Source organism: Kitasatospora sp. NPDC093679 (assembly GCF_040683455.1).
Lineage (GTDB): Bacteria > Actinomycetota > Actinomycetes > Streptomycetales > Streptomycetaceae > Kitasatospora > Kitasatospora arboriphila.
In genome coordinates, this window is sequence record NZ_JBFBDW010000001.1 from 251,105 (window position 1) to 269,424 (window position 18,320).

Sequence of the window (18,320 nt, forward strand, 5' to 3'; positions counted from 1 at the left end):
CGGCCGCCGTTCGACCCCCGCCCGGCCGCCGTCCGGCCGCCGTCCGGCCGAGCTGAGGGGCCGCGCCGGAAGCGGGCGAATTCATCCATCATCCCCATCGGAAACTCCGGTGTAACCCCGTCGGGCGCCATTCGTCATCCGGATCCGATTTACATCCGATCATGGTTTCGCCGCGGAACGCACAACACGGGAGAGCGTTACAGCGTGGTACTGCACCTCGGGGTGTGAAACTCATAATGTCAACGGTCTACACCGACTTCTGCGAGGAGTTGAGATGAGCCGAGTCGTCAGGGCAGCGCTGTTCCAGACCGCCTGGACGGGGGACAAGGAAACGATGGTCGCCGCCCACGAAAAGGCGGCGCGCGAGGCGGCGGCGCAGGGCGCCCAGATCATCGGATTCCAGGAGGTCTTCAACGCCCCGTACTTCTGCCAGGTGCAGGAGCCGGAGCACTACTCCTGGGCGGAGCCCGTCCCGGACGGGCCGACCGTCCGGCGCATGCAGGACCTGGCCCGGGACCTGCGGATGGTGATCGTCGTGCCGGTCTACGAGGTCGAGCAGCAGGGCTTCTACTACAACACCGCCGCCGTCATCGACGCCGACGGCAGCTACCTCGGCAAGTACCGCAAGCACCACATCCCGCAGGTGAAGGGATTCTGGGAGAAGTACTACTTCAAGCCGGGAAACCTCGGCTGGCCGGTGTTCGACACCGCGGTCGGCAAGGTCGGGGTGTACATCTGCTACGACCGGCACTTCCCGGAGGGCTGGCGCGCGCTCGGCATGGCCGGCGCCGAGATCGTCTACAACCCGTCGGCCACCAGCCGCAGCCTCTCCCAGTACCTGTGGAAGCTGGAGCAGCCCGCCGCGGCCGTCGCCAACGAGTACTACATCGCCGCGATCAACCGGGTCGGCGTCGAGGAGTACGGCGACAACGACTTCTACGGCACCAGCTACTTCGTCGACCCGCGCGGCCGGTTCGTCGGCGACGTGGCCTCCGACAAGGACGAGGAGCTGGTCGTCCGCGACCTCGACCTCGGCGCCATCGAGGAGGTCCGCCAGCAGTGGGCCTTCTACCGCGACCGCCGCCCGGACGCCTACGGCCCGCTCACCCAGGCCTGAGAGGAGCGCCCGTGACCCGCACCGTGATCCGCGGCGGCCTGGTGGTCACCGCCGCCGAGGAACTGGACGCCGACGTGCTGATCGAGGACGAGCGGATCGTCGCCCTCGCCGCGGCCGGCAGCAGCGCCGCCGAGTGGACGGCCGACCGGGTGATCGACGCCACCGGGATGTACGTGATCCCCGGCGGCGTCGACGCCCACACCCACATGGAACTGCCGTTCGGCGGCACCTCCGCCTCCGACACCTTCGAGACCGGCACCCGGGCCGCGGCCTGGGGCGGCACCACGACGATCGTCGACTTCGCCGTCCAGTCGGTCGGCGCCTCGCTCCGCGAGGGCCTGGACGCCTGGCACGCCAAGGCCGAGGGCAACTGCGCGATCGACTACGGCTTCCACATGATCCTCGCCGACGTCAACGACGCCAGCCTCAAGGAGATGGACCTGCTGGTGGGGGAGGGCGTCACCTCCTTCAAGCTGTTCATGGCCTACCCGGGCGTCTTCTACAGCGACGACGGCAGGATCCTGCGGGCCATGCAGCGCGGCGCCGACAACGGCGGCCTGATCATGATGCACGCCGAGAACGGCATCGCGATCGACGTCCTGGTCGAGCAGGCCCTCGCCGCCGGCAAGACCGACCCGCGCTACCACGGCGAGGTCCGCCGCGAGCTGCTGGAGGCCGAGGCCACCCACCGGGCGATCAAGCTCGCCCAGGTCGCCGGCTCGCCGCTGTACGTGGTGCACGTCTCCGCCGCCTCCGCGGTCGCCGAGATCGCCGGCGCCCGGGACGCCGGCCTGCCGGTCTTCGGCGAGACCTGCCCGCAGTACCTCTTCCTCTCCACCGACAACCTCGCCGAGCCCGGCTTCGAGGGCGCCAAGTACGTCTGCTCGACCCCGCTGCGGCCCAGGGAGCACCAGGCCGAGCTGTGGAAGGGCCTGCGCACCAACGACCTGCAGGTGGTCTCCACCGACCACTGCCCGTTCTGCTTCGTCGGGCAGAAGGAGCTCGGCCGCGGCGACTTCTCCAAGATCCCCAACGGCCTGCCCGGCGTCGAGAACCGGATGGACCTGCTGCACCAGGCCGTCGTCGACGGGCACCTCACCCGCCGGCGCTGGATCGAGATCGCCTGCGCCACCCCGGCCCGGATGTTCGGCCTCTACCCGAAGAAGGGCACCATCGCCCCCGGCGCCGACGCCGACGTCGTGGTCTACGACCCGAACGCGGAGCAGACGATCTCCGCCGAGACCCACCACATGAACGTCGACTACTCGGCGTACGAGGGCAGGCGGATCACCGGCAAGGTCCGCACCGTGCTCTCCCGCGGCACCGTCGTCATCGACGGGGACAACTACCTCGGACGCGCCGGCCACGGCCGCTACCAGCCGCGCGCCACCTGCCAGTACCTCGACCGCTAGGAGCCCCGTGGACATCGGACTCGTCCTGCAGACCGACCCGCCCGCCCGCCTGCTCATCGACCGGATGAAGCGCGCCGAGGCGGCCGGCTTCACCCACGGGTGGACCTTCGACTCCGTCGTGCTCTGGCAGGAGCCCTTCGTCATCTACAGCCGGATCCTCGCCGAGACCGAGCGGATGATCGTCGGCCCGATGGTGACCAACCCCGCCACCCGCACCTGGGAGGTCACCGCCTCGCTGTTCGCCACCCTCAACGACATGTACGGCAACCGCACCGTGTGCGGCATCGGCCGCGGCGACTCGGCGCAGCGGGTGGCCGGCCGCCGTCCGGCCGGGCTCGGCATGCTCGGCGAGGCGATCAACGCGATCCGCGACCTCGCCGAGGGCCGCACCGTCGAGGTCGACGGCACCGAGATCCACATCCCGTGGGTCAAGGAGGGCTCCCGGCTGCCGGTCTGGATGGGCGCGTACGGGCCCAAGGCGCTGCACCTCACCGGACAGGTCGCCGACGGCTTCATCCTGCAGCTCGCCGACCCCTACCTGACCGAGTGGATGGTCAAGGCCGTCCGCGACTCCGCCGCCGAGGCCGGCCGCGACCCGGCCTCCGTCACCATCTGCGTGGCCGCCCCCGCGTACGTGACCGCCGACGACTCGCCAAAGGCGCTGGCGCACGCCCGCGAGCAGTGCCGCTGGTTCGGCGGCATGGTCGGCAACCACGTCGCCGACCTGGTCTCCCGGTACGGGGAGCACTCCGCGATGGTCCCGGAGGAGCTCACCGCGTACATCAAGGACCGGCACGGCTACGACTACAGCCACCACGGCCGGGCCGGGAACCCGGACACCGCCTTCGTCCCCGACGAGATCGTCGACCGGTTCTGCCTGATCGGCACCCCCGAGCGGCAGCTCGCCAAGCTGGAGGAGCTCCGCGCGCTGGGCGTCGACCAGTTCGCCGTGTACGCGATGCACGACGCGATCGAGCCCACCATCGACGCCTACGGCAAGAGCGTCATCCCCGCGCTCGCCTGACCCCCGGCGCTCGCCCGACGCACCCGCACTCCCTCGCGCACCCGCACCGACCACCCGCACCGACGCACCATCACCTTCCCCGGCGGCCGCCCCCCACGGCGGCCGCCGGGCCGTCCCCCCGCACAAGGTGGTAGCCCGTGTCCGCAACCCAGTCCGTGCAGCCCGACGGCCGGATCGAACTCGCCCCCGGCACCGACCTCTCCGACCCCCGCTTCGCCAACGACGACCTGAGACCCGTCCCCGTCGCGGAACGCCGCTGGACCACCTACAACTTCCTGGCCCTCTGGGTCGGCATGGCCCACAACATCCCGTCCTGGACGCTCGCCTCCGGCCTCGTCGCACTCGGCATGGACTGGAAGCAGGCCGTCCTCACCATCGCGCTGGCCAACCTGATCGTGCTCGTCCCGATGCTGCTCACCGGGCACGCCGGCACCAAGTACGGCATCCCCTTCCCGGTGTTCGCCCGGGCCTCGTTCGGCCTGCGCGGCGCCAACCTGCCGGCCATGATCCGCGCGGCGGTGGCCTGCGCCTGGTTCGGCATCCAGACCTGGATCGGCGGCGAGGGCATCTTCCTGCTCGCCGGCAAGCTGCTCGGCTCCGGCTGGCAGAACGCCTCCCACCTCGGCGGCTATCCGTGGACGCAGTGGCTGTCGTTCCTGATCTTCTGGGCGATCGAGATGGCGATCATCGTCCGCGGCATGGAGACCCTGCGGCGGTTCGAGAACTGGGCGGCGCCGTTCGTCATCGTCGGCGCACTCGCCCTGCTGATCTGGATCTCGGTGGAGGCCGGCGGCTTCGGCCCGCTGCTCGACCAGCCCTCCAAGCTCGGCTGGGACGGCGACTTCTGGAAGGTCTTCTTCCCCGCCCTGATGGGCATGATCGGCTTCTGGTCGACGCTCTCGCTGAACATCCCCGACTTCACCCGCTTCGGCGGCTCGCAGAAGGCCCAGATCCGCGGCCAGGCGCTCGGCCTGCCCACCACCATGACCCTCTTCGCGCTGCTGTCCGTCCTGGTGACCTCCGGCTCCCAGGCCGTCTACGGGGAGCCGATCTGGGACCCGATCGCACTCGCCGCGAAGATGGACTCCACCGTCGGCATCCTCTTCGCCCTGCTGACCGTGCTGATCGCCACCCTGTCCGTCAACATCGCGGCCAACGTGGTGTCCCCGGCCTACGACCTGTCCAACCTGATGCCGAAGCTGGTGAACTTCCGGACGGGCGCGGTCATCACCGGCGTGGTCGGCATCGTGATCTTCCCGTGGAAGCTGATCTCCGACCCACAGATCTACATCTTCACCTGGCTCGGCGTGGTCGGCGGCATGCTCGGCACGGTGGCCGGCATCCTGATCGCCGACTACTGGATCGTCCGCCGCACCGCCCTGGAACTCGCCGACCTGTACCGCCCGCACGGCGCCTACTGGTACGCCGGCGGCTGGAACTGGCGGGCCGTCACCGCCCTCGTCGTCGGCGGCCTCCTCGCCGTCGGCGGCTCCTACGGCGGCCCCTTCCCCGCCGACGGCCTGATCCCCTTCCTCAAGCCGCTGGCCGACTACGGCTGGGCGGTGGGCTTCGCCTCCTCGCTCGCGCTCTACACCGCACTGAGCGCGGGCACCCGCCGCAACGCCGCATAACCGCAGGCCGGAAGCACGGGATCACTGGGAACCGCCCCGACACGCCACTGCGAGGTGAGGGCGCCGGGGTCGACGGCCACCCATCGGGTCGGTCCGACGAACGTCACCTCTCCGGTCCGACCGGATCGGAGAGGTGGCACCGGCCGCGGAGTACGTACGGCCCGGTGGACGACCTCGCCCAGGAATTACGTGAGGCAGACCGCGGCCTCCTGCGGCTCCCCCTTCGGTGTGCCTGCTGGTGAACCGCGGCCGCGTCCCGGAACCGAAGCACTGCCGGTACGCGTACTACTCCCTGTTGTCTGTCAATCATGTAATACGGCCGGGGGAGAGTGTGGCGATCGAGCTGCCGGACGAGCTCGTCTGGGTGATGAATCTGATCGGTCTCAACTGGCCGCAGGTCAACGAGGACGAGGTCCGCGAGTTCGCCGATCACGTACGCGAGTTCGCCTCGAACATGGACAGCACCCACGTGGCCGTCACCGAGACGATCCGGCAGATGGGGGAGGCCTACCAGGCCGCCTCCTATGAGGTGCTCGCACAGCGCTGGGCCGACATGTCCTCCGAGCACATCGCCGAGATCGTCCGGGTGTGCAACGTCGCCGCGACCGTGCTGGACGTGGCCGCGGACGCCATCGTGGCCGCGAAGTTGGCGGTCATCGCCGAGTTGGGAGTGATGGCGGCCGAGTTCGTCGCCGCCCAGGCCGCCGCTGTCGCGACGCTGGGAGCGGCCGAGGCCGCCGAGGCGCTGCTGATCGAAGCGACCAAGCGGGTGGTGAACGCGCTTCTCCAGCAGTTGGAGGACCAGATCATCGGCGAACTGATGGAGCAGATGTGCGGCCCGCTGGAAGCGGTTGTCGAACGGGCCCTGAGCGGCCTGGTGTTCCAGGGGGTGGAGGCAGCTCTCGGGGTGCCCGGAGGCGCGCCGAGCGGTGAGGGCTATCGAATCCATCCGGCTGAGCTCATGAAGCACGCACAGACATTGCACGGTCATGCGGATGAGATCGCCGGCCACGCGCAGCGGTTCGTCACAGCCACCGAGGGGATGACGTTCGAGTGAGCCACTCCATCGCCAAGGGGATCAAGAAATCCGCCGCGAAGCTCACCAAGTCAATCGGTGAAGACGTCGGAAAGTCCGTCGGTGGTGTGGTCAAGCAGGTCGCCCACGGCAGCGAGAAGGTGGCCAAGAACGTTGCCGAAGCCGAAGAGGCCCACCTGAAGCACCTCCAGTCGATTCACGTGCCCAAGTCCACGCTGCAGTCGGCAAGGAACAGCATGGGCACCACGCCGGTCTACCGCATCCGCGACGACCGGGTGATCGAGCGCCTCACCCCCGGCGGCCCCAGGGCTCTGACACCCGACGAGCGAAAGGGCCTGCCGCTGAAGCTGAACGGCAAGGACCAGGTCGGCAAGCGGCCGACGGGCAAGAAGAACCCGTACAACCTCAAAGATCTCCCGAAGGGCGCCAGCCGTCCGAAGAAGCACTCGGACCCGGTCGACTTCGACCACGACGAGTTGTCGCGGGCGACACAACTGGCACGCCACGAGGACGGGAGCTACGGCAACTACAACAAGGACAAGGACTCAAACGAGTACAGCTTCAGCAGTAACAACTACGCTGCGGTGCGGCATGGGAGGGAGGGCGAGGACGGAGGATTCATTCTCGTCGGGCGAAGTCGTTTCCCCACGCACTCCGAGCGCGTCCTCGGCATCCCGTTCCTGCAGGCCGGAAACCCGAAGGGCATCACCGCCCTCTACACGGAGCGGGAACCCTGTACCAGTAGGGCGAACTGCAGCGCGTGGATGTGCGACCACCTGCCAGGTCACGTGAGGGTGAGCCACACCGTCGAATACGGCTTCACCGACGAATCGCAGAAGCGCGGCAACGCGCAGATGGAGCAGCATCTGAGAAATCTCAATCCCCGGCCCAGTCACCATGCCTTCAAGAGCCATTAGATCCCTGCTCTTATTGGCAGTTGGTGGGAATTTCCGCTAGGCTGCGCCGTGCGCAGTGCAGTGTCCGAAACCGCAAAACCGCATGGATTGGCATTATTCGTGGCATACCTCGTCGACCGGGCCCAACTGGAGTCGGTGTTCCCGCCGGAGGTGCTCGTCACCCTGGACGAGGCTGCCGCGCAGGACATCTCCCACGGGCCGACCCGGGACTTCCTGCGCCACGTCGGGCTTCCCGACAAGCCGGCCGCCTGGTTCGAGGTGAGTGAGGAGGTCTGCGACGGGGAGCTGGAGATCGGCTTCGAGGAGATCGCCGAGCACCACCCCGGCCTGTCGTTCGACCCCTCGCACTGGGTCAACCTGGGCGGCCTCTCCTACGACGACATCGTTCTGGATGCCTCGACCGGGGCCGTTTACTGCTTGCCGGACGACGGGGGCGCCCCCTACCTGCTCAACCGCAGCCTCGACGCCTTCGCCTACTTCCTCTACCTGCTCGAAGTGGAGCGGCCCAACTACGACTTCGAGACCGGTGACGGCACGTTCGAGGAAGGGGCCGAGAACCGGTTGAGGGCGTGGATGGAGGCCGCCGACGACACCGCGTTCAGCAACCCGGAATCCGCCTGGACGACCGTCCTCCAATACGTGTCGACCAAGCTGCAGTAGTGGTTCGACGCTCCTCAAGCCCTTCCGTCCCGTCAAGGAGAGTTCCGTGACCAGCCCCAGCAGCCCCCTCGTCGACCGGTTCGGCGAGGACGGGGTCAGGCGGTTCAGCAGCGCGGTGGCCGACCTCGGCCGGCCCCATGCCGCAGCGCTGACGCGCATCACCGCACTGCTCCTTCCTCTTCAGGTGGGCCCGTATTTCCACACGGTCGAAGGTGAGCCCGTCTCGCTGCGCGAGTACGCCGACGACATCGAGCAGCCCCTGGACGCCGAGCACGCGAGCTGGGCGAGACTCGGCTCAGACCGCGCCTACGACCTGGTGGCGAACCCGGACGGGGAAGTGCACGCCCTTCTGATCGGCTACGACGAGCCCCTCAAGTTCGTGAACTCCTCTCCGGAAGCTCTCGCCGACGCGCTGCTGGGACTCGACGTGCTGCTCGAAACCATCGGTTCCACCGATGACCCCGAGGTGGCTTCGACCGCCTTCTCCGCACTCGAAGAACGCCTCAGGCAGGCCGACCCCCGAGCGTTCGCCGGCCCGGAGAACTGGTGGCCGCTCGTCCTCGACGACATCCGCGACACCGCGAGCGTCGAAGGCTATGCGTCCTTCGAAATCGTCGACCAGGAGGGCAAGAAGGAGATCTTCACGGCCTCGGGAGCGATCTGTCTCCACCCCGAGGAGCGTCTGTGGAGCAGCCTCGACGCTGCGGGCGTACAACCCGAGCAGGTCACCCGCATCCACACCGAACTCGAAGCATGTTCGATGCCCGGCCACTACTGCTCGATGTGGCTGGCGATGATGTTCCCCGACGCAACGCTGACCCACAACTTCCCGTACGGCGAGAGCGCTGCCTCCCGGCGCGAAGGCATCCGGCAACTGCTCGCTGCGCAGCGTGGCGGAGGTATGTGAGCCCGTGACCGCCGTCCCCGCCCTCAGCGCCTGGCCGCCCGTCACCGGTTCCGCCGCCCGCCACGCACCGGCCCTGCTCGACTGGGCCTGGCGCCAGGACGCCGCCTGCTCACGCCTGTGCCTGCTGACCGGCGGTCCGAAGACCGGCAAGAGCCATTTGCTGGCCTGGCTCCTCGCGGGTTCTGACGGCGACCCGCGCACCACCATCCATGCGACTCTCCCCGCCGCGGGGCAGACCGCCCTCGCACTGGCCTGGGAACTGGGCCGCCAACTCGGCTACGGCCCGCTGTCCCCGGCAGGAGTGATCGACCGTCTCGCTGCCGACCCGCGCCCGGTCCGAATCCTGGTGCCGGACCTGCACCGGTCCGGCCGGGGCCCCACCGACCTTCCTGCCGCAGACCCGTGCACGGTCTTCGACGAACTACTGGCCCCTCTCCTCGCCCTGCCGCACGTGCGCGCCGCCATCGAGGTCGGACAGCTGCGACTGCCCGGTACCGACGCAGCCCTCGTCCTGCACCTCGGACCCCGGGTGGACACCCTCGACCAGGGAGGCGGCACCACTGTCCTCCGAGAGCCCCCGGCCGATCGGCGGCCGATCTCGACGGCCGACGAGACCGCCGGACCGAATGCCGCCCCCGCAGTGGATTGGCGTGCGGCACCGGCCCGCGACCGCGAACAGGCACTCGACGAGGCGCTTGCCGCCGGCACGGCACCCCAACTGCTCAGGGACCCGGGTTTCCTCGTCCACGGGTCGGCCACCGCCATCACGGCGACCCTCGCGGATCCACGCATCACCGTGCCCAAGAAGCTGCGCACCGTGTGGGACCGGGCCGCACCGCAGCTGTCCTCCGGGGAGCTGGCCGACACCGAAAGGGCCGCTCTCCTGCACCTGGCGGCGCTCGGCACCGATGCCCGGCTGTGCGAGTTGCTGCGGCCCCTCGCGCAGGCCAATCCCTGGACCGCCCAGTGGTCCCGGCCGGGCCGACGCGTCGGTGCCATGACGCTACTTCCTTCGACGGACACGCCGGGCGTCCCGACGGTGACCAGCGATCCCCTCGGCCGGATGCATCTGCACGACGCCACCACCGGAGCCGTCGTACGGCGGCTCTCCACCGACCCCAGGCTCAGGCCCGTACAGTTGGCCCCGGTAGCCCCCGACTGCGTGCTGGCTCTGGAAGCCGACGGCACCATCCATGCCGTGCCGATTCCACCGTCCACCACGGCACCGGTCGGCGCCGACTTTCCGGCCCTCCACCACAACGCCCTCCGCCTGGCCCCCGAAGGCGGCCGAGCAACCGCTGTCTCGGGCAACGGCAGCGCGGTGGTCGTGGGAGACGCCCAAGGGCGCATCCACTACTGGTCCCTGGCCGACCTGTACGCGGGTCCCCGTACCAGCACACCGCACCAGAGCCCGATCACCGCCCTCGCCTGCCTCTCCCTGCCCGAAACCGGAGTGACGCTCGTCATTTCCGGGGGTCTGGACGGAGTCGTACGACTCTGGGATTCCGCAAGCGGCGACACGATGCCCGTGCCGGTGGAACGCCGAAACTCCGTCCCGACCGCACTCGCACTCGCCCACACCGAAGCAGGCCCGGTCCTTGCCGTTGCATGGGCCGATCAACGACTCCATCTCTGGCAGATCTTCGAGGGCCGGATGGCCGTGATGCCAATGCTCCATGCGGCCGATGCCCTCGACCTGACAGCCGGTGGCCTCCTGCTGCACGGAGGACGGCACGGTGCTTCGGCCATGAGTATCAGCCTTTCAAGGGTGTGGGCATGACATGCCTGTCGCGCTGCGAGTCCGCGCTCAGACACCGGCGGGCGTAGTCGCCGACGCCTGTCAGCGGTTGAGTTCGGCGTCGATCCGGCGACCCGGTCGCGTCGGCCACCCGCCTTGCGGACCTCGAGTGGGCTCCGGCCGCCCTGCCCGAATGCGTGGGTTCTCGGTGGGATCCTCCTGGCGAGGCATCTCTCGGTCGGGTTGCGGGCGACCCGGGCGACACTTCATGTGAGGTGGCGTCAGCCGGACTTGTCCGCAGCGGTGTTCGCCATAATCCAATACCCATCGGTAAGCCCCGCCGCATAGGGTGCGGGTATGACGACGAACCGAATCCGGCGGTCCACCACGGCCGCCGCCTGTGTCCTGCTCGCGCTGGCAGGGCCGTTCGCCGCCGCCCCGGTGGCCCAAGCGGACCCCGCCCCTACCGGCACACCCGTGCACCTGACCCTTCCGGCGCCGCACGGCCCGAACGCGGTCGGCACGACCGACCTCCACCTGGTGGACCCGAACCGCACCGACCCCTGGCAGCCCGGCCGCTCCCGCGAGCTGATGGTCACGCTCTGGTACCCGGCCCGTTCCGGCGGGACGGGCGCACGGGCGCCCCAGCTGTCCACCGGCACCGCGGCCGCCTTCGCCGACTCGCTGCAGCGGCAGTTCGGCCTGCCCGCCGACACCGCCGACTGGGCGGGCACCCTCACCCACGCCCGCACCGGCGTGCCCGCTGCCTCGGGCCGGGACCGCCTGCCCGTCGTGCTGTACTCGCCCGGCGCCGGCGGCCTGCGCGGCCAGGGCACCGTCCTCGCCGAGGAGCTGGCCTCCCGCGGCTACCTGGTGGTCGCGATCGACCACACCTACGAGTCGCTGGCCGTGGAGTTCCCCGGCGGCCGGACGGTCACCGCCGACCCCGCCGCGGCCGGCGCCGCACCGCGCCGCCTCGTCGACATCCGGGTCGCCGACACCCGCTTCGTGCTGGACCGGCTCGCGGTGCTCGACCGGGGCGGCAACCCGGACGCCGAGCACCGCCGCCTCCCCACCGGACTGGCCGGCCGGATCGACCTCTCCGCCGTCGGCATGACCGGCCACTCGCTCGGCGGGGCCACCGCCGCCCAGGTGATGCACGACGACCCCCGGGTGGACGCCGCGGTCGACCTCGACGGCGGGCTGGACTTCGGGGAGGAGGGACCGGTCGGCAGCGTCGTCGCGGACGGACTGGACCGGCCCTTCCTGCTGATGAACAGCGGCGAGTGGACGCACGACGACCCCTACTGGCAGTCGTTCTGGCCCCACCTCCGCGGCCCGCACCGCAACATCCGGCTGACCGGCGCCGGCCACCTCTCGTACACCGACCTCCAGGTGCAGCTGCCGCAGATCGCGGCCGCCGGACGGGTCCCGGCCGCCGCCGTGCAGACCCAGGTCGGCACCATCGACCCGGCCGACTCGGTCGCGGCCCAGCGCGCCTACGTCGACGCCTTCTTCGACCTCGGGCTGCGCCACCGCGACAGCCACCTGCTGGACGGCCCGTCGAGCCGCTTCCCGCAGGCCGAGTTCGTGGAGTAGCCCGGCGCCCGCACGGCCGGCCCCACCGTCGACCACGGCCCCCACCGCCGGCCGTCCCCGCCCGGACGGCCCGGTGGGGGGGCGTGCCGACGGGCGGGGGCCGCCGGGCGCTGGGAGGCTGGGCCGCGGTGGCACTCTCGATGGGAGAAGACGTGATCACTACCGACTTCGTACCCGGCTCCCCCTGCTGGCTCGACCTCGGCGCCCCGGACGTCGCCGCGACGGCCGCCTTCTACAACGCCGTGCTCGGCTGGGAGACCCAGCCCTTCGACGAGGAGGGCGGCGACTTCCGCGCCTTCAAGCACAACGGCAGGATCGTGGGCGGCCTCGGGCCGCTCACCGAGGAAGGCGCCCGTTCGGCGTGGATGATCTACTTCAAGACCACCGACGTGGACGCCGCCGCCGAGGCCGTGCAGCGGCTCGGCGGCACCGTCCGGGTCCCCCCGACGGACGCGGGCGAGGAAGGCCGGATGGCCCAGTTCTCCGACCCGCTCGGCGGACAGTTCGCCGTCTGGCAGCCGATCGGCGACCCCGGCCTGCAGATGGTCGACGACCCGGTCAGCCTCAACTGGACGGAGCTGTACACCACGGACGCCGCGGCCGCCCGCGAGTTCTACGGCACCCTCTTCGGCTGGCAGACCTCGGCCATGCCGATGCCCGGCGGCGTCGAGGGCACCTACTGGCTGATCACCCCCGCCGGCCTGCCCGAGGACCGGATGCAGGGCGGACTGATGCAGCTGCCCCCCGAGCACCTGGTGCTCACCGGCGGCACGCCCTACTGGCACCCCGTCTTCGCCGTCGAGGACGCCGACGACGCGGCCGCCAAGGTCAAGGCCAACGGCGGCAGCCTCCAGATGGAGCCCGAGGACGCCCCCGGCGTCGGCCGCCTCGCCGTCTGCGTGGACCCGAACGGCGCGGACTTCGTCGTCCTCAAGCCCTCGCCGGCGGTCTGACCGGCGCCGACCCCGCCACCGCGGCCGGCCCGGCACCGCTGCCGGGCCGGCTCGTCGGCGTTCCGGCGGGCGGCCCGCCGCGGGACGGTGGCGGCATGGAAGCGCGGATCGACGCCACCGACCTGGCCGGCCGCGACTGCGCCCCCGGCCCGGGTTTCCCCGGCGCGGCCGGCATCCACGTCGGGGTGCCGCGCCGCGGCCGGCCGGAGGACCTGCTCGGCCTGCAGCCCGGTGACGCGCCGTCGGCGAGCTGGACGCTCCGGTGCACCCCGTCCGCGGCCCGCGCGGCGTCGACCTGCGCGGACCCCACCTCCAGGGCGGTCCGTACGCCCGGTTCGTCCACCTGTCCCGGGGCACGGTCGACGGGTCAGGGGGCTTCACGATGTTCCGCCGCGCCAAGCTGATGCTGGACGCCGTCGCCCCGGAGACCGTCGAGGCGGCGGTGGCGTCCGGACTGCCGGTCGCCCGGGCTGGGGCTCACCGACGGCAGGGGCAGCCGCTCTGCGCCGCCGTCCGCCCGCCGGCGGTCACCTGGTCCGCCGGCTGAGCACGGGCCGGTCACCGCCCGACCACCCCCGACCACCGGGTGCTCCCGCCGGTGCGCCGTGCGGGGCCGGTCCGGTGCTCTCCCCGGGTGACGGCTCGGCCGGACACGGTGGCGGTACGTGCCCCGTCCCCGGCCCGCTGGGTAGCGTCGGCGGTCTCAGCCGATGTCCGACGACCGACCGCCCCGGAGGCCGGGAGGCGGGTCCTCGGGTTGCACCGGCGCAGCCGCAGCCGGGCGACGCAGTCGGGAGGGAGCCGCACGTGGTCGACGCAGCCGAGGACGGTCCCGCCCGGCCGCCGGGCACACCCATCGGGCGCCGGGGCTTCCTCAAGTCGGCGGGCCTCGCCGCCCTCCCCGCCCTGCTGCCCACCCCGGAGGCCGCCGCCGCGCCGCCCCTCCCGCCGCCGGACCTGCCGACGGCCGCGTACCCGACGGCCGCGTACCCGACGGCCGGGTACCCGACGGCGGCGGACCCGTGGGCGGCCGTCCCGGACCCGACCGACGTCCCCGAACCGGCCGCCGACGGCGACGCGGTGGCCCGGCTGCTGAGCGCGCCGGGCCCGCGGGACGTCCGCTGGCTCCGGCGCGCCCTGCAGATCGCCGTCGCCGTGGAACTCGCGACCATCCCGCCGTACCTCTGCGCCTGGTGGTCGGTCAAGGACCGGACGAGCGAGCCCGCCCGGCTGATCCAGGGCATCGTCGGCGACGAGATGTTCCACATGGGACTGACCTGCAACCTGCTCACCGCGGTCGGCGGCCGGCCGCGGATCGCCTCCTCCGTCCTCGGCTACCCGGGCCCGCTGCCCGGAGGCGTCCGCCCCGACCTCACCGTGTACCTCTCCGGCCTGAGCAAGGCGTACGTGCGGGACGTGCTGATGGCGATCGAGGCCCCGGAGCTGCCGCTCGTCCGGGAGTCCGGGCCGACCATCGGCACCTTCTACACCGCGCTGCAGGACGCCTTCCACGAGGTCCGGCCGGTCCTCGACACGGCCGGCCAGCTGTCCGTCCGGATCGGGCCCGACGTGCTGCGGCCGACGGCCACCCTGGCGGACGTGGACGAGGCGCTGGAGGTGATCAAGGAGCAGGGCGAGGGCACCTCGGCCAGCCCGGACGTCCCCGCGGGCCACGGCGCGCCCGCCCACTACTACGCCTTCGGCGAGATCTTCCACGAACGCCGGGTGGTGGCCTCGGCCGACCGCTGGGGCTACGACGGCGACCCGGTGCCCTTCCCCGACGCCAGGCCGATGGGCGTGGTGCCGGCCGGCGGCTGGCCGGACCCGCCGCCCGCGGCCGGCCAGCTGCTCGGCCGGTTCGACCTGCTGTTCAGCCGGGTGGTGCACGCCCTGGAGGGCGCCTGGGCGATCGGCGATCCGCACGCGCTGGACGGCGCCGTCCGGTCGATGCGCGCCCTGGAGGAGCCCGCCCTCGCCCTGATGGAGATCCCGCTGCCCGACGGCAGCGGTGTGTACGGCCCGCAGTTCCGCGTCCTCACCCGCCGCCCGGCCGGGCTGTCCTGACCGGCCGGAGGAGAGGGCGTGACCGCCGGAGCCGCGGCCGCGGCCGGCCGGTGCCGGGTCAGCCGCGGCGGCCCCAGGCGGTGATCAGGCCGGGGGAGAGGTCGGCCGCGGTGCCCTCGGCCAGCGCCCGCTCCGCGCGGGTCAGTTGGTCGGGGGTGACCAGGCCGGTGGCCAGCACGGCCGGGCGGGAGCGCCGCCAGGTGTCCAGCCAGAACTCCGCGATCGGGCTGCCGCGGGTCAGCGGGGGCACCGTGATCTCGGCCCCGACGTCCGTCAGGCCGAGTTCCGCCAGCAGCCGCGGGTACTGCGGCGTCCAGCTGACGTCGGTGCCGATGGTCTCCCGCAGCGCCCGCCACATGGCCCGCATCGCCAGCCGGTACGGGGTGTCCGGGGGCCCGGCGGAGGTGAGGTCCACCGCGTCGCCGAGCACCAGGCGGCCGCCGGGCGCCAGGAACCCGCAGAGCCGGGCCGCCAGCCGCCGGTGGTCGGGGACGTGCATCAGCACGAAGCGCGCGTGCACCAGGTCGAACCGGCCCGGGTCGAAGTCCGGCGCGGTGACGTCGGCGGCCAGGGTGCGCAGCGCCCCGCCGGCATGCGCCTCCAGGAAGCGGACGTCCCGGTCGACCGCGAGCACCTCGGCGGCGCCCGCCTCCTCGGCCAGCCAACGGGCGACGGTGCCGGTGCCCGCACCGATCTCCAGGCAGCGGACGCCCGGCCCGGCCCCGGCGGCGAGCAGCCTGCGGCGGGTGGTGCCGTCGTAGGCCAGCGCGCCCAGGTCGATGCGCCCGCCCTCGCCGGGCTGCCACGGCTCGAACAGCGCCTCGCCGTACCCGCCCCGTTCCGTCCTCGCCGGATCGACGCCCATGGCGGCCTCCCGTCCCTGCGGTGTCCGACCTTCCGAGCGTAGGGCCGCCGCGGCGGTGCGCGCCGCGCGTGCGGGCCGGGCCGCGGGTGAGGGCCCCGGCCCGTACCGCGGTGCCGGTGCCGGTGCCGGTGCGGCGGCGGGCGGCGCGATCACCCCTGGAATACTGGTCGGGTGATCGAGACCCCAAGCGTGGACGGCCCGAGGCTCACCGGACGCGGCGCGGCCCGCCGCACCGAGCTCTTCGAGGAGCTGACGGCCCTGCTGATCGCCGAGGGGTTCGCCCAGCTGACCCTGGACGACCTGGCCGCCCGGCTGCGGTGTTCCAAGCGCACGCTGTACGGCCTGGCCGGCAGCAAGGAGCAGCTCGTCCGGGCGGCCGTGGTGCACTTCTTCCGCCGCGCGACCGTCCGGGTGGAGGCGGCGCTCGCCGCCGAGACCGACCCGGCCGGCCGGCTCGCCGCGTACCTGCGGGCGGTGGCCGCCGAACTCTCCCCGGTGTCCGGCCGCTTCTTCGACGACGTGGCGGCGTTCGAGCCGGCCGCCGAGGTGTACGAGCGCAACACCCGGGCCGCGGCCCGGCGGGTGCAGGAGCTCATCGACGAGGGCGTCGCCGACGGCGCCTTCCGCGAGGTCCACGTGGCCTTCGCCGCCGACGTGATCACCTCGGTGATGGTGCGGATCCAGCAGCGGCAGGTGGCGGCCGCCACCGGGCTGGCCGACGCGGACGCCTACGCCCACCTCGCCGAGCTGCTCCTGCACGGCCTGGCCCGCTGACCCGGCACGATCCCGAGGAGTGGGCCTAGCCTGGGAGGAGGAGGCGATGGACATGCTTGCTGATGCGCCGTTGTTCGCGGTCGTTCCGGCCGCCGACCTGGAACGGGCGAAGGCGTTCTACCGCGACACCCTGGGGCTCACGCTCGCCGAGGAGGCGGAGCACGAGGTCACCTTCGAGTGCGGCGGCACCCGGTTCGGGATGTACGAGACGCCGTACGGCGGCCAGGCCGGGCACACCCTGGCCAGCTGGAAGGTCGCCAGTCTCGACGCCGAGATGAAGGAGCTGCGCGACCGCGGCGTCACCTTCGAGGACTACGACCTGCCCGGCCTGAAGACGGTCGACGGCGTCGCGGAGGCCGAGGGGATGCGGGCCGCCTGGTTCAAGGACAGCGAAGGGAACGTCCTCTGCGTGACCGAGCGGACCGAGGGCTGACGCCCGACGGGCCGCCGGACGGCCGGGGCGGGCGGTGCGGTGCCCCGCACCGCCCGCCCCGGCGCGCGTGCGTCAGCGTGCCGCCGCCTCCACCGCCTCGCGGGTGATCTGCTCGAACCGGGCGCCCATCGCCTCGGCCAGCGCGTGGGCGCCGGACAGCGGACGGACCATCACCGTGAAGTCGTCGATCAGGCCGTCCTCGTCCAGGTGCAGGAAGTCGCAGCCGTCCACCCGGCGGCCGTCGACCGTCGCGGTGAAGGCGAGCGCGTGCCCGCGGCCGTCCTCGCTCGCGAACTCCCGGACGTAGCGGAAGTCCTCGAAGACCTGCATCACGGCGCGCAGGATCGCCGCCGTGATCGCCCGGCCCGCGTAGGGCTTGAAGGCGACGGGGCTGGTGAAGACGACGTCCTCGGCGAGCAGGGCCTCGACCGCCGCCGGGTCGCGCCGCTCGACGGCCTCGCGGAAGGGGTGCATCCGGCCACCTCCGGGTGGGGGAGATACTCAACTTTTTGAATAGGTGTGGAGGAGGCTAGGCGGGTTTCCCGGCCGCTGTCCAGAGGCGCCCGGACCGGCGGCGCTACCCTGTCGGGATGGCGTTGCGCAACGCGGTGATGGCCGCACTGCTGGAGGGCGAGGCGTCCGGGTACGACCTGGCCAAGGAGTTCGACGCATCCGTCGCGAACTTCTGGATGGCCACCCCGCAGCAGCTCTACCGGGAGCTCGACCGGATGGAGGCCGAAGGGCTCGTCCGGGCCCGCGTCGTCGAACAGGAACGCCGCCCCAACAAGCGGCTCTTCTCGCTCACCGAGCAGGGCCGCCGGCACCTGCGCGAGTTCACCGCCGAACCGCTGCGCCCCGGCGCGATCCGCGACGAGCTGATGGTCAAGGTGCAGGCGGTGGACGCGGGCGACGCCGGCGCCGTACGGGCGGCCGTCGCCGAACGGATCGCCTGGGCCGAGGCGAAGATCGCCCGCTGGGAACGGCTGCGGGCGCGGCTCCTCGACGGCCGCACCGAGGACGAGTTCCTCGCCGGCGCCGAGCGCATCGGCCCCTACCTCACGCTGCTGCGCGGCCTCGCCTTCGAGGAGGAGAACATCCGCTGGGGACGGCGCGCCCTGGCCGTCCTCGACCGCCGCGCCGCCGCCCTGCAGTGACGTGCGGCGAACGGCCCGTCGCCACGGGGAGACCGT

The 18,320-nt window shown here is 72.0% G+C and carries 18 protein-coding genes and 1 pseudogene; 17 read left to right on the forward strand and 2 right to left on the reverse strand.

Annotation, left to right across the window (positions count from 1 at the left end; all coding sequences use genetic code 11):
- Window positions 1-274: 274 nt before the first annotated feature.
- The 14 genes and pseudogenes from AB0O09_RS01110 to AB0O09_RS01175 all read left to right on the forward strand — a co-directional run bounded on the left by AB0O09_RS01110 (window position 275) and on the right by AB0O09_RS01175 (window position 15,058).
- Window positions 275-1,117 carry a nitrilase-related carbon-nitrogen hydrolase gene (locus tag AB0O09_RS01110; RefSeq protein ID WP_363538906.1) on the forward strand — a complete coding sequence of 281 codons (843 nt, stop codon included), beginning with the start codon at window positions 275-277 and terminating at the stop codon, window positions 1,115-1,117.
- An 11-nt stretch (window positions 1,118-1,128) separates the two neighbouring features.
- Window positions 1,129-2,529, forward strand: coding sequence for a dihydropyrimidinase (gene hydA / locus AB0O09_RS01115; RefSeq protein WP_363538908.1), 1,401 nt, complete (start codon window positions 1,129-1,131; stop codon window positions 2,527-2,529).
- A gap of 7 nt (window positions 2,530-2,536) precedes the next feature.
- Window positions 2,537-3,553, forward strand: a complete 1,017-nt coding sequence (locus tag AB0O09_RS01120) for a TIGR03842 family LLM class F420-dependent oxidoreductase (RefSeq protein WP_363538910.1) — start codon at window positions 2,537-2,539, stop codon at window positions 3,551-3,553.
- 137 nt (window positions 3,554-3,690) lie between these two features.
- Window positions 3,691-5,184, forward strand: coding sequence for an NCS1 family nucleobase:cation symporter-1 (locus tag AB0O09_RS01125; RefSeq protein WP_363538912.1), 1,494 nt, complete (start codon window positions 3,691-3,693; stop codon window positions 5,182-5,184).
- 331 nt (window positions 5,185-5,515) lie between these two features.
- Window positions 5,516-6,241 (forward strand): hypothetical protein, encoded by a 726-nt coding sequence (locus AB0O09_RS01130; protein WP_363538914.1) that lies wholly within the window; start codon window positions 5,516-5,518, stop codon window positions 6,239-6,241.
- A complete protein-coding gene (locus AB0O09_RS01135) occupies window positions 6,238-7,137 on the forward strand; it encodes a nucleic acid/nucleotide deaminase domain-containing protein (protein WP_363538916.1) in 900 nt (299 codons plus the stop codon). Before AB0O09_RS01130 ends, AB0O09_RS01135 begins: the two co-directional genes overlap by 4 nt.
- 99 nt (window positions 7,138-7,236) lie before the next feature.
- The gene (locus tag AB0O09_RS01140; protein WP_363538918.1) at window positions 7,237-7,797 is read left to right on the forward strand and encodes an SUKH-4 family immunity protein; all 561 of its coding nucleotides are present in this window, start codon (window positions 7,237-7,239) and stop codon (window positions 7,795-7,797) included.
- Between the two features lie 46 nt (window positions 7,798-7,843).
- Window positions 7,844-8,704, forward strand: a complete 861-nt coding sequence (locus AB0O09_RS01145; protein WP_363538920.1) for a nucleic acid/nucleotide deaminase domain-containing protein — start codon at window positions 7,844-7,846, stop codon at window positions 8,702-8,704.
- Between the two features lie 4 nt (window positions 8,705-8,708).
- The gene (locus tag AB0O09_RS01150; protein WP_363538922.1) at window positions 8,709-10,484 is read left to right on the forward strand and encodes a hypothetical protein; all 1,776 of its coding nucleotides are present in this window, start codon (window positions 8,709-8,711) and stop codon (window positions 10,482-10,484) included.
- Between the two features lie 315 nt (window positions 10,485-10,799).
- Window positions 10,800-12,041, forward strand: coding sequence for a hypothetical protein (locus tag AB0O09_RS01155; RefSeq protein ID WP_363538924.1), 1,242 nt, complete (start codon window positions 10,800-10,802; stop codon window positions 12,039-12,041).
- A gap of 152 nt (window positions 12,042-12,193) precedes the next feature.
- Window positions 12,194-12,994: a VOC family protein gene (locus AB0O09_RS01160; RefSeq protein ID WP_363538926.1), complete on the forward strand. Its 801-nt coding sequence runs from the start codon at window positions 12,194-12,196 to the stop codon at window positions 12,992-12,994.
- A 95-nt stretch (window positions 12,995-13,089) separates the two neighbouring features.
- A pseudogene (locus tag AB0O09_RS01165) lies at window positions 13,090-13,209 on the forward strand (monooxygenase); the annotation flags it as partial.
- Window positions 13,210-13,256: 47 nt separating this feature from the next.
- Window positions 13,257-13,541 carry a DUF5990 family protein gene (locus tag AB0O09_RS01170; protein WP_363538928.1) on the forward strand — a complete coding sequence of 95 codons (285 nt, stop codon included), beginning with the start codon at window positions 13,257-13,259 and terminating at the stop codon, window positions 13,539-13,541.
- 260 nt (window positions 13,542-13,801) lie between these two features.
- Window positions 13,802-15,058 (forward strand): ferritin-like domain-containing protein, encoded by a 1,257-nt coding sequence (locus AB0O09_RS01175; protein WP_363538930.1) that lies wholly within the window; start codon window positions 13,802-13,804, stop codon window positions 15,056-15,058.
- A 58-nt stretch (window positions 15,059-15,116) separates the two neighbouring features.
- Here AB0O09_RS01175 and AB0O09_RS01180 read toward each other — a convergent pair whose 3' ends face one another.
- A complete protein-coding gene (locus AB0O09_RS01180; protein WP_363538932.1) occupies window positions 15,117-15,923 on the reverse strand; it encodes a class I SAM-dependent methyltransferase in 807 nt (268 codons plus the stop codon).
- Between the two features lie 171 nt (window positions 15,924-16,094).
- Here AB0O09_RS01180 and AB0O09_RS01185 point away from each other — a divergent pair, with 171 nt between their 5' ends.
- Both AB0O09_RS01185 and AB0O09_RS01190 read left to right on the forward strand, forming a co-directional pair.
- Window positions 16,095-16,697, forward strand: a complete 603-nt coding sequence (locus AB0O09_RS01185; RefSeq protein WP_344626459.1) for a TetR/AcrR family transcriptional regulator — start codon at window positions 16,095-16,097, stop codon at window positions 16,695-16,697.
- A 46-nt stretch (window positions 16,698-16,743) separates the two neighbouring features.
- Window positions 16,744-17,130 (forward strand): VOC family protein, encoded by a 387-nt coding sequence (locus AB0O09_RS01190; protein WP_199923038.1) that lies wholly within the window; start codon window positions 16,744-16,746, stop codon window positions 17,128-17,130.
- A 72-nt stretch (window positions 17,131-17,202) separates the two neighbouring features.
- On the opposite strand, the gene AB0O09_RS01195 is transcribed toward AB0O09_RS01190, so the two are convergent.
- Window positions 17,203-17,604: a nuclear transport factor 2 family protein gene (locus tag AB0O09_RS01195; RefSeq protein ID WP_363538935.1), complete on the reverse strand. Its 402-nt coding sequence runs from the start codon at window positions 17,602-17,604 to the stop codon at window positions 17,203-17,205.
- A 116-nt stretch (window positions 17,605-17,720) separates the two neighbouring features.
- On the opposite strand from AB0O09_RS01195, the gene AB0O09_RS01200 reads away from it, so the two are divergent.
- On the forward strand, window positions 17,721-18,284 hold the full coding sequence (locus tag AB0O09_RS01200) for a PadR family transcriptional regulator (protein WP_344626461.1): 564 nt from the start codon (window positions 17,721-17,723) through the stop codon (window positions 18,282-18,284).
- Window positions 18,285-18,320: the final 36 nt, after the last annotated feature.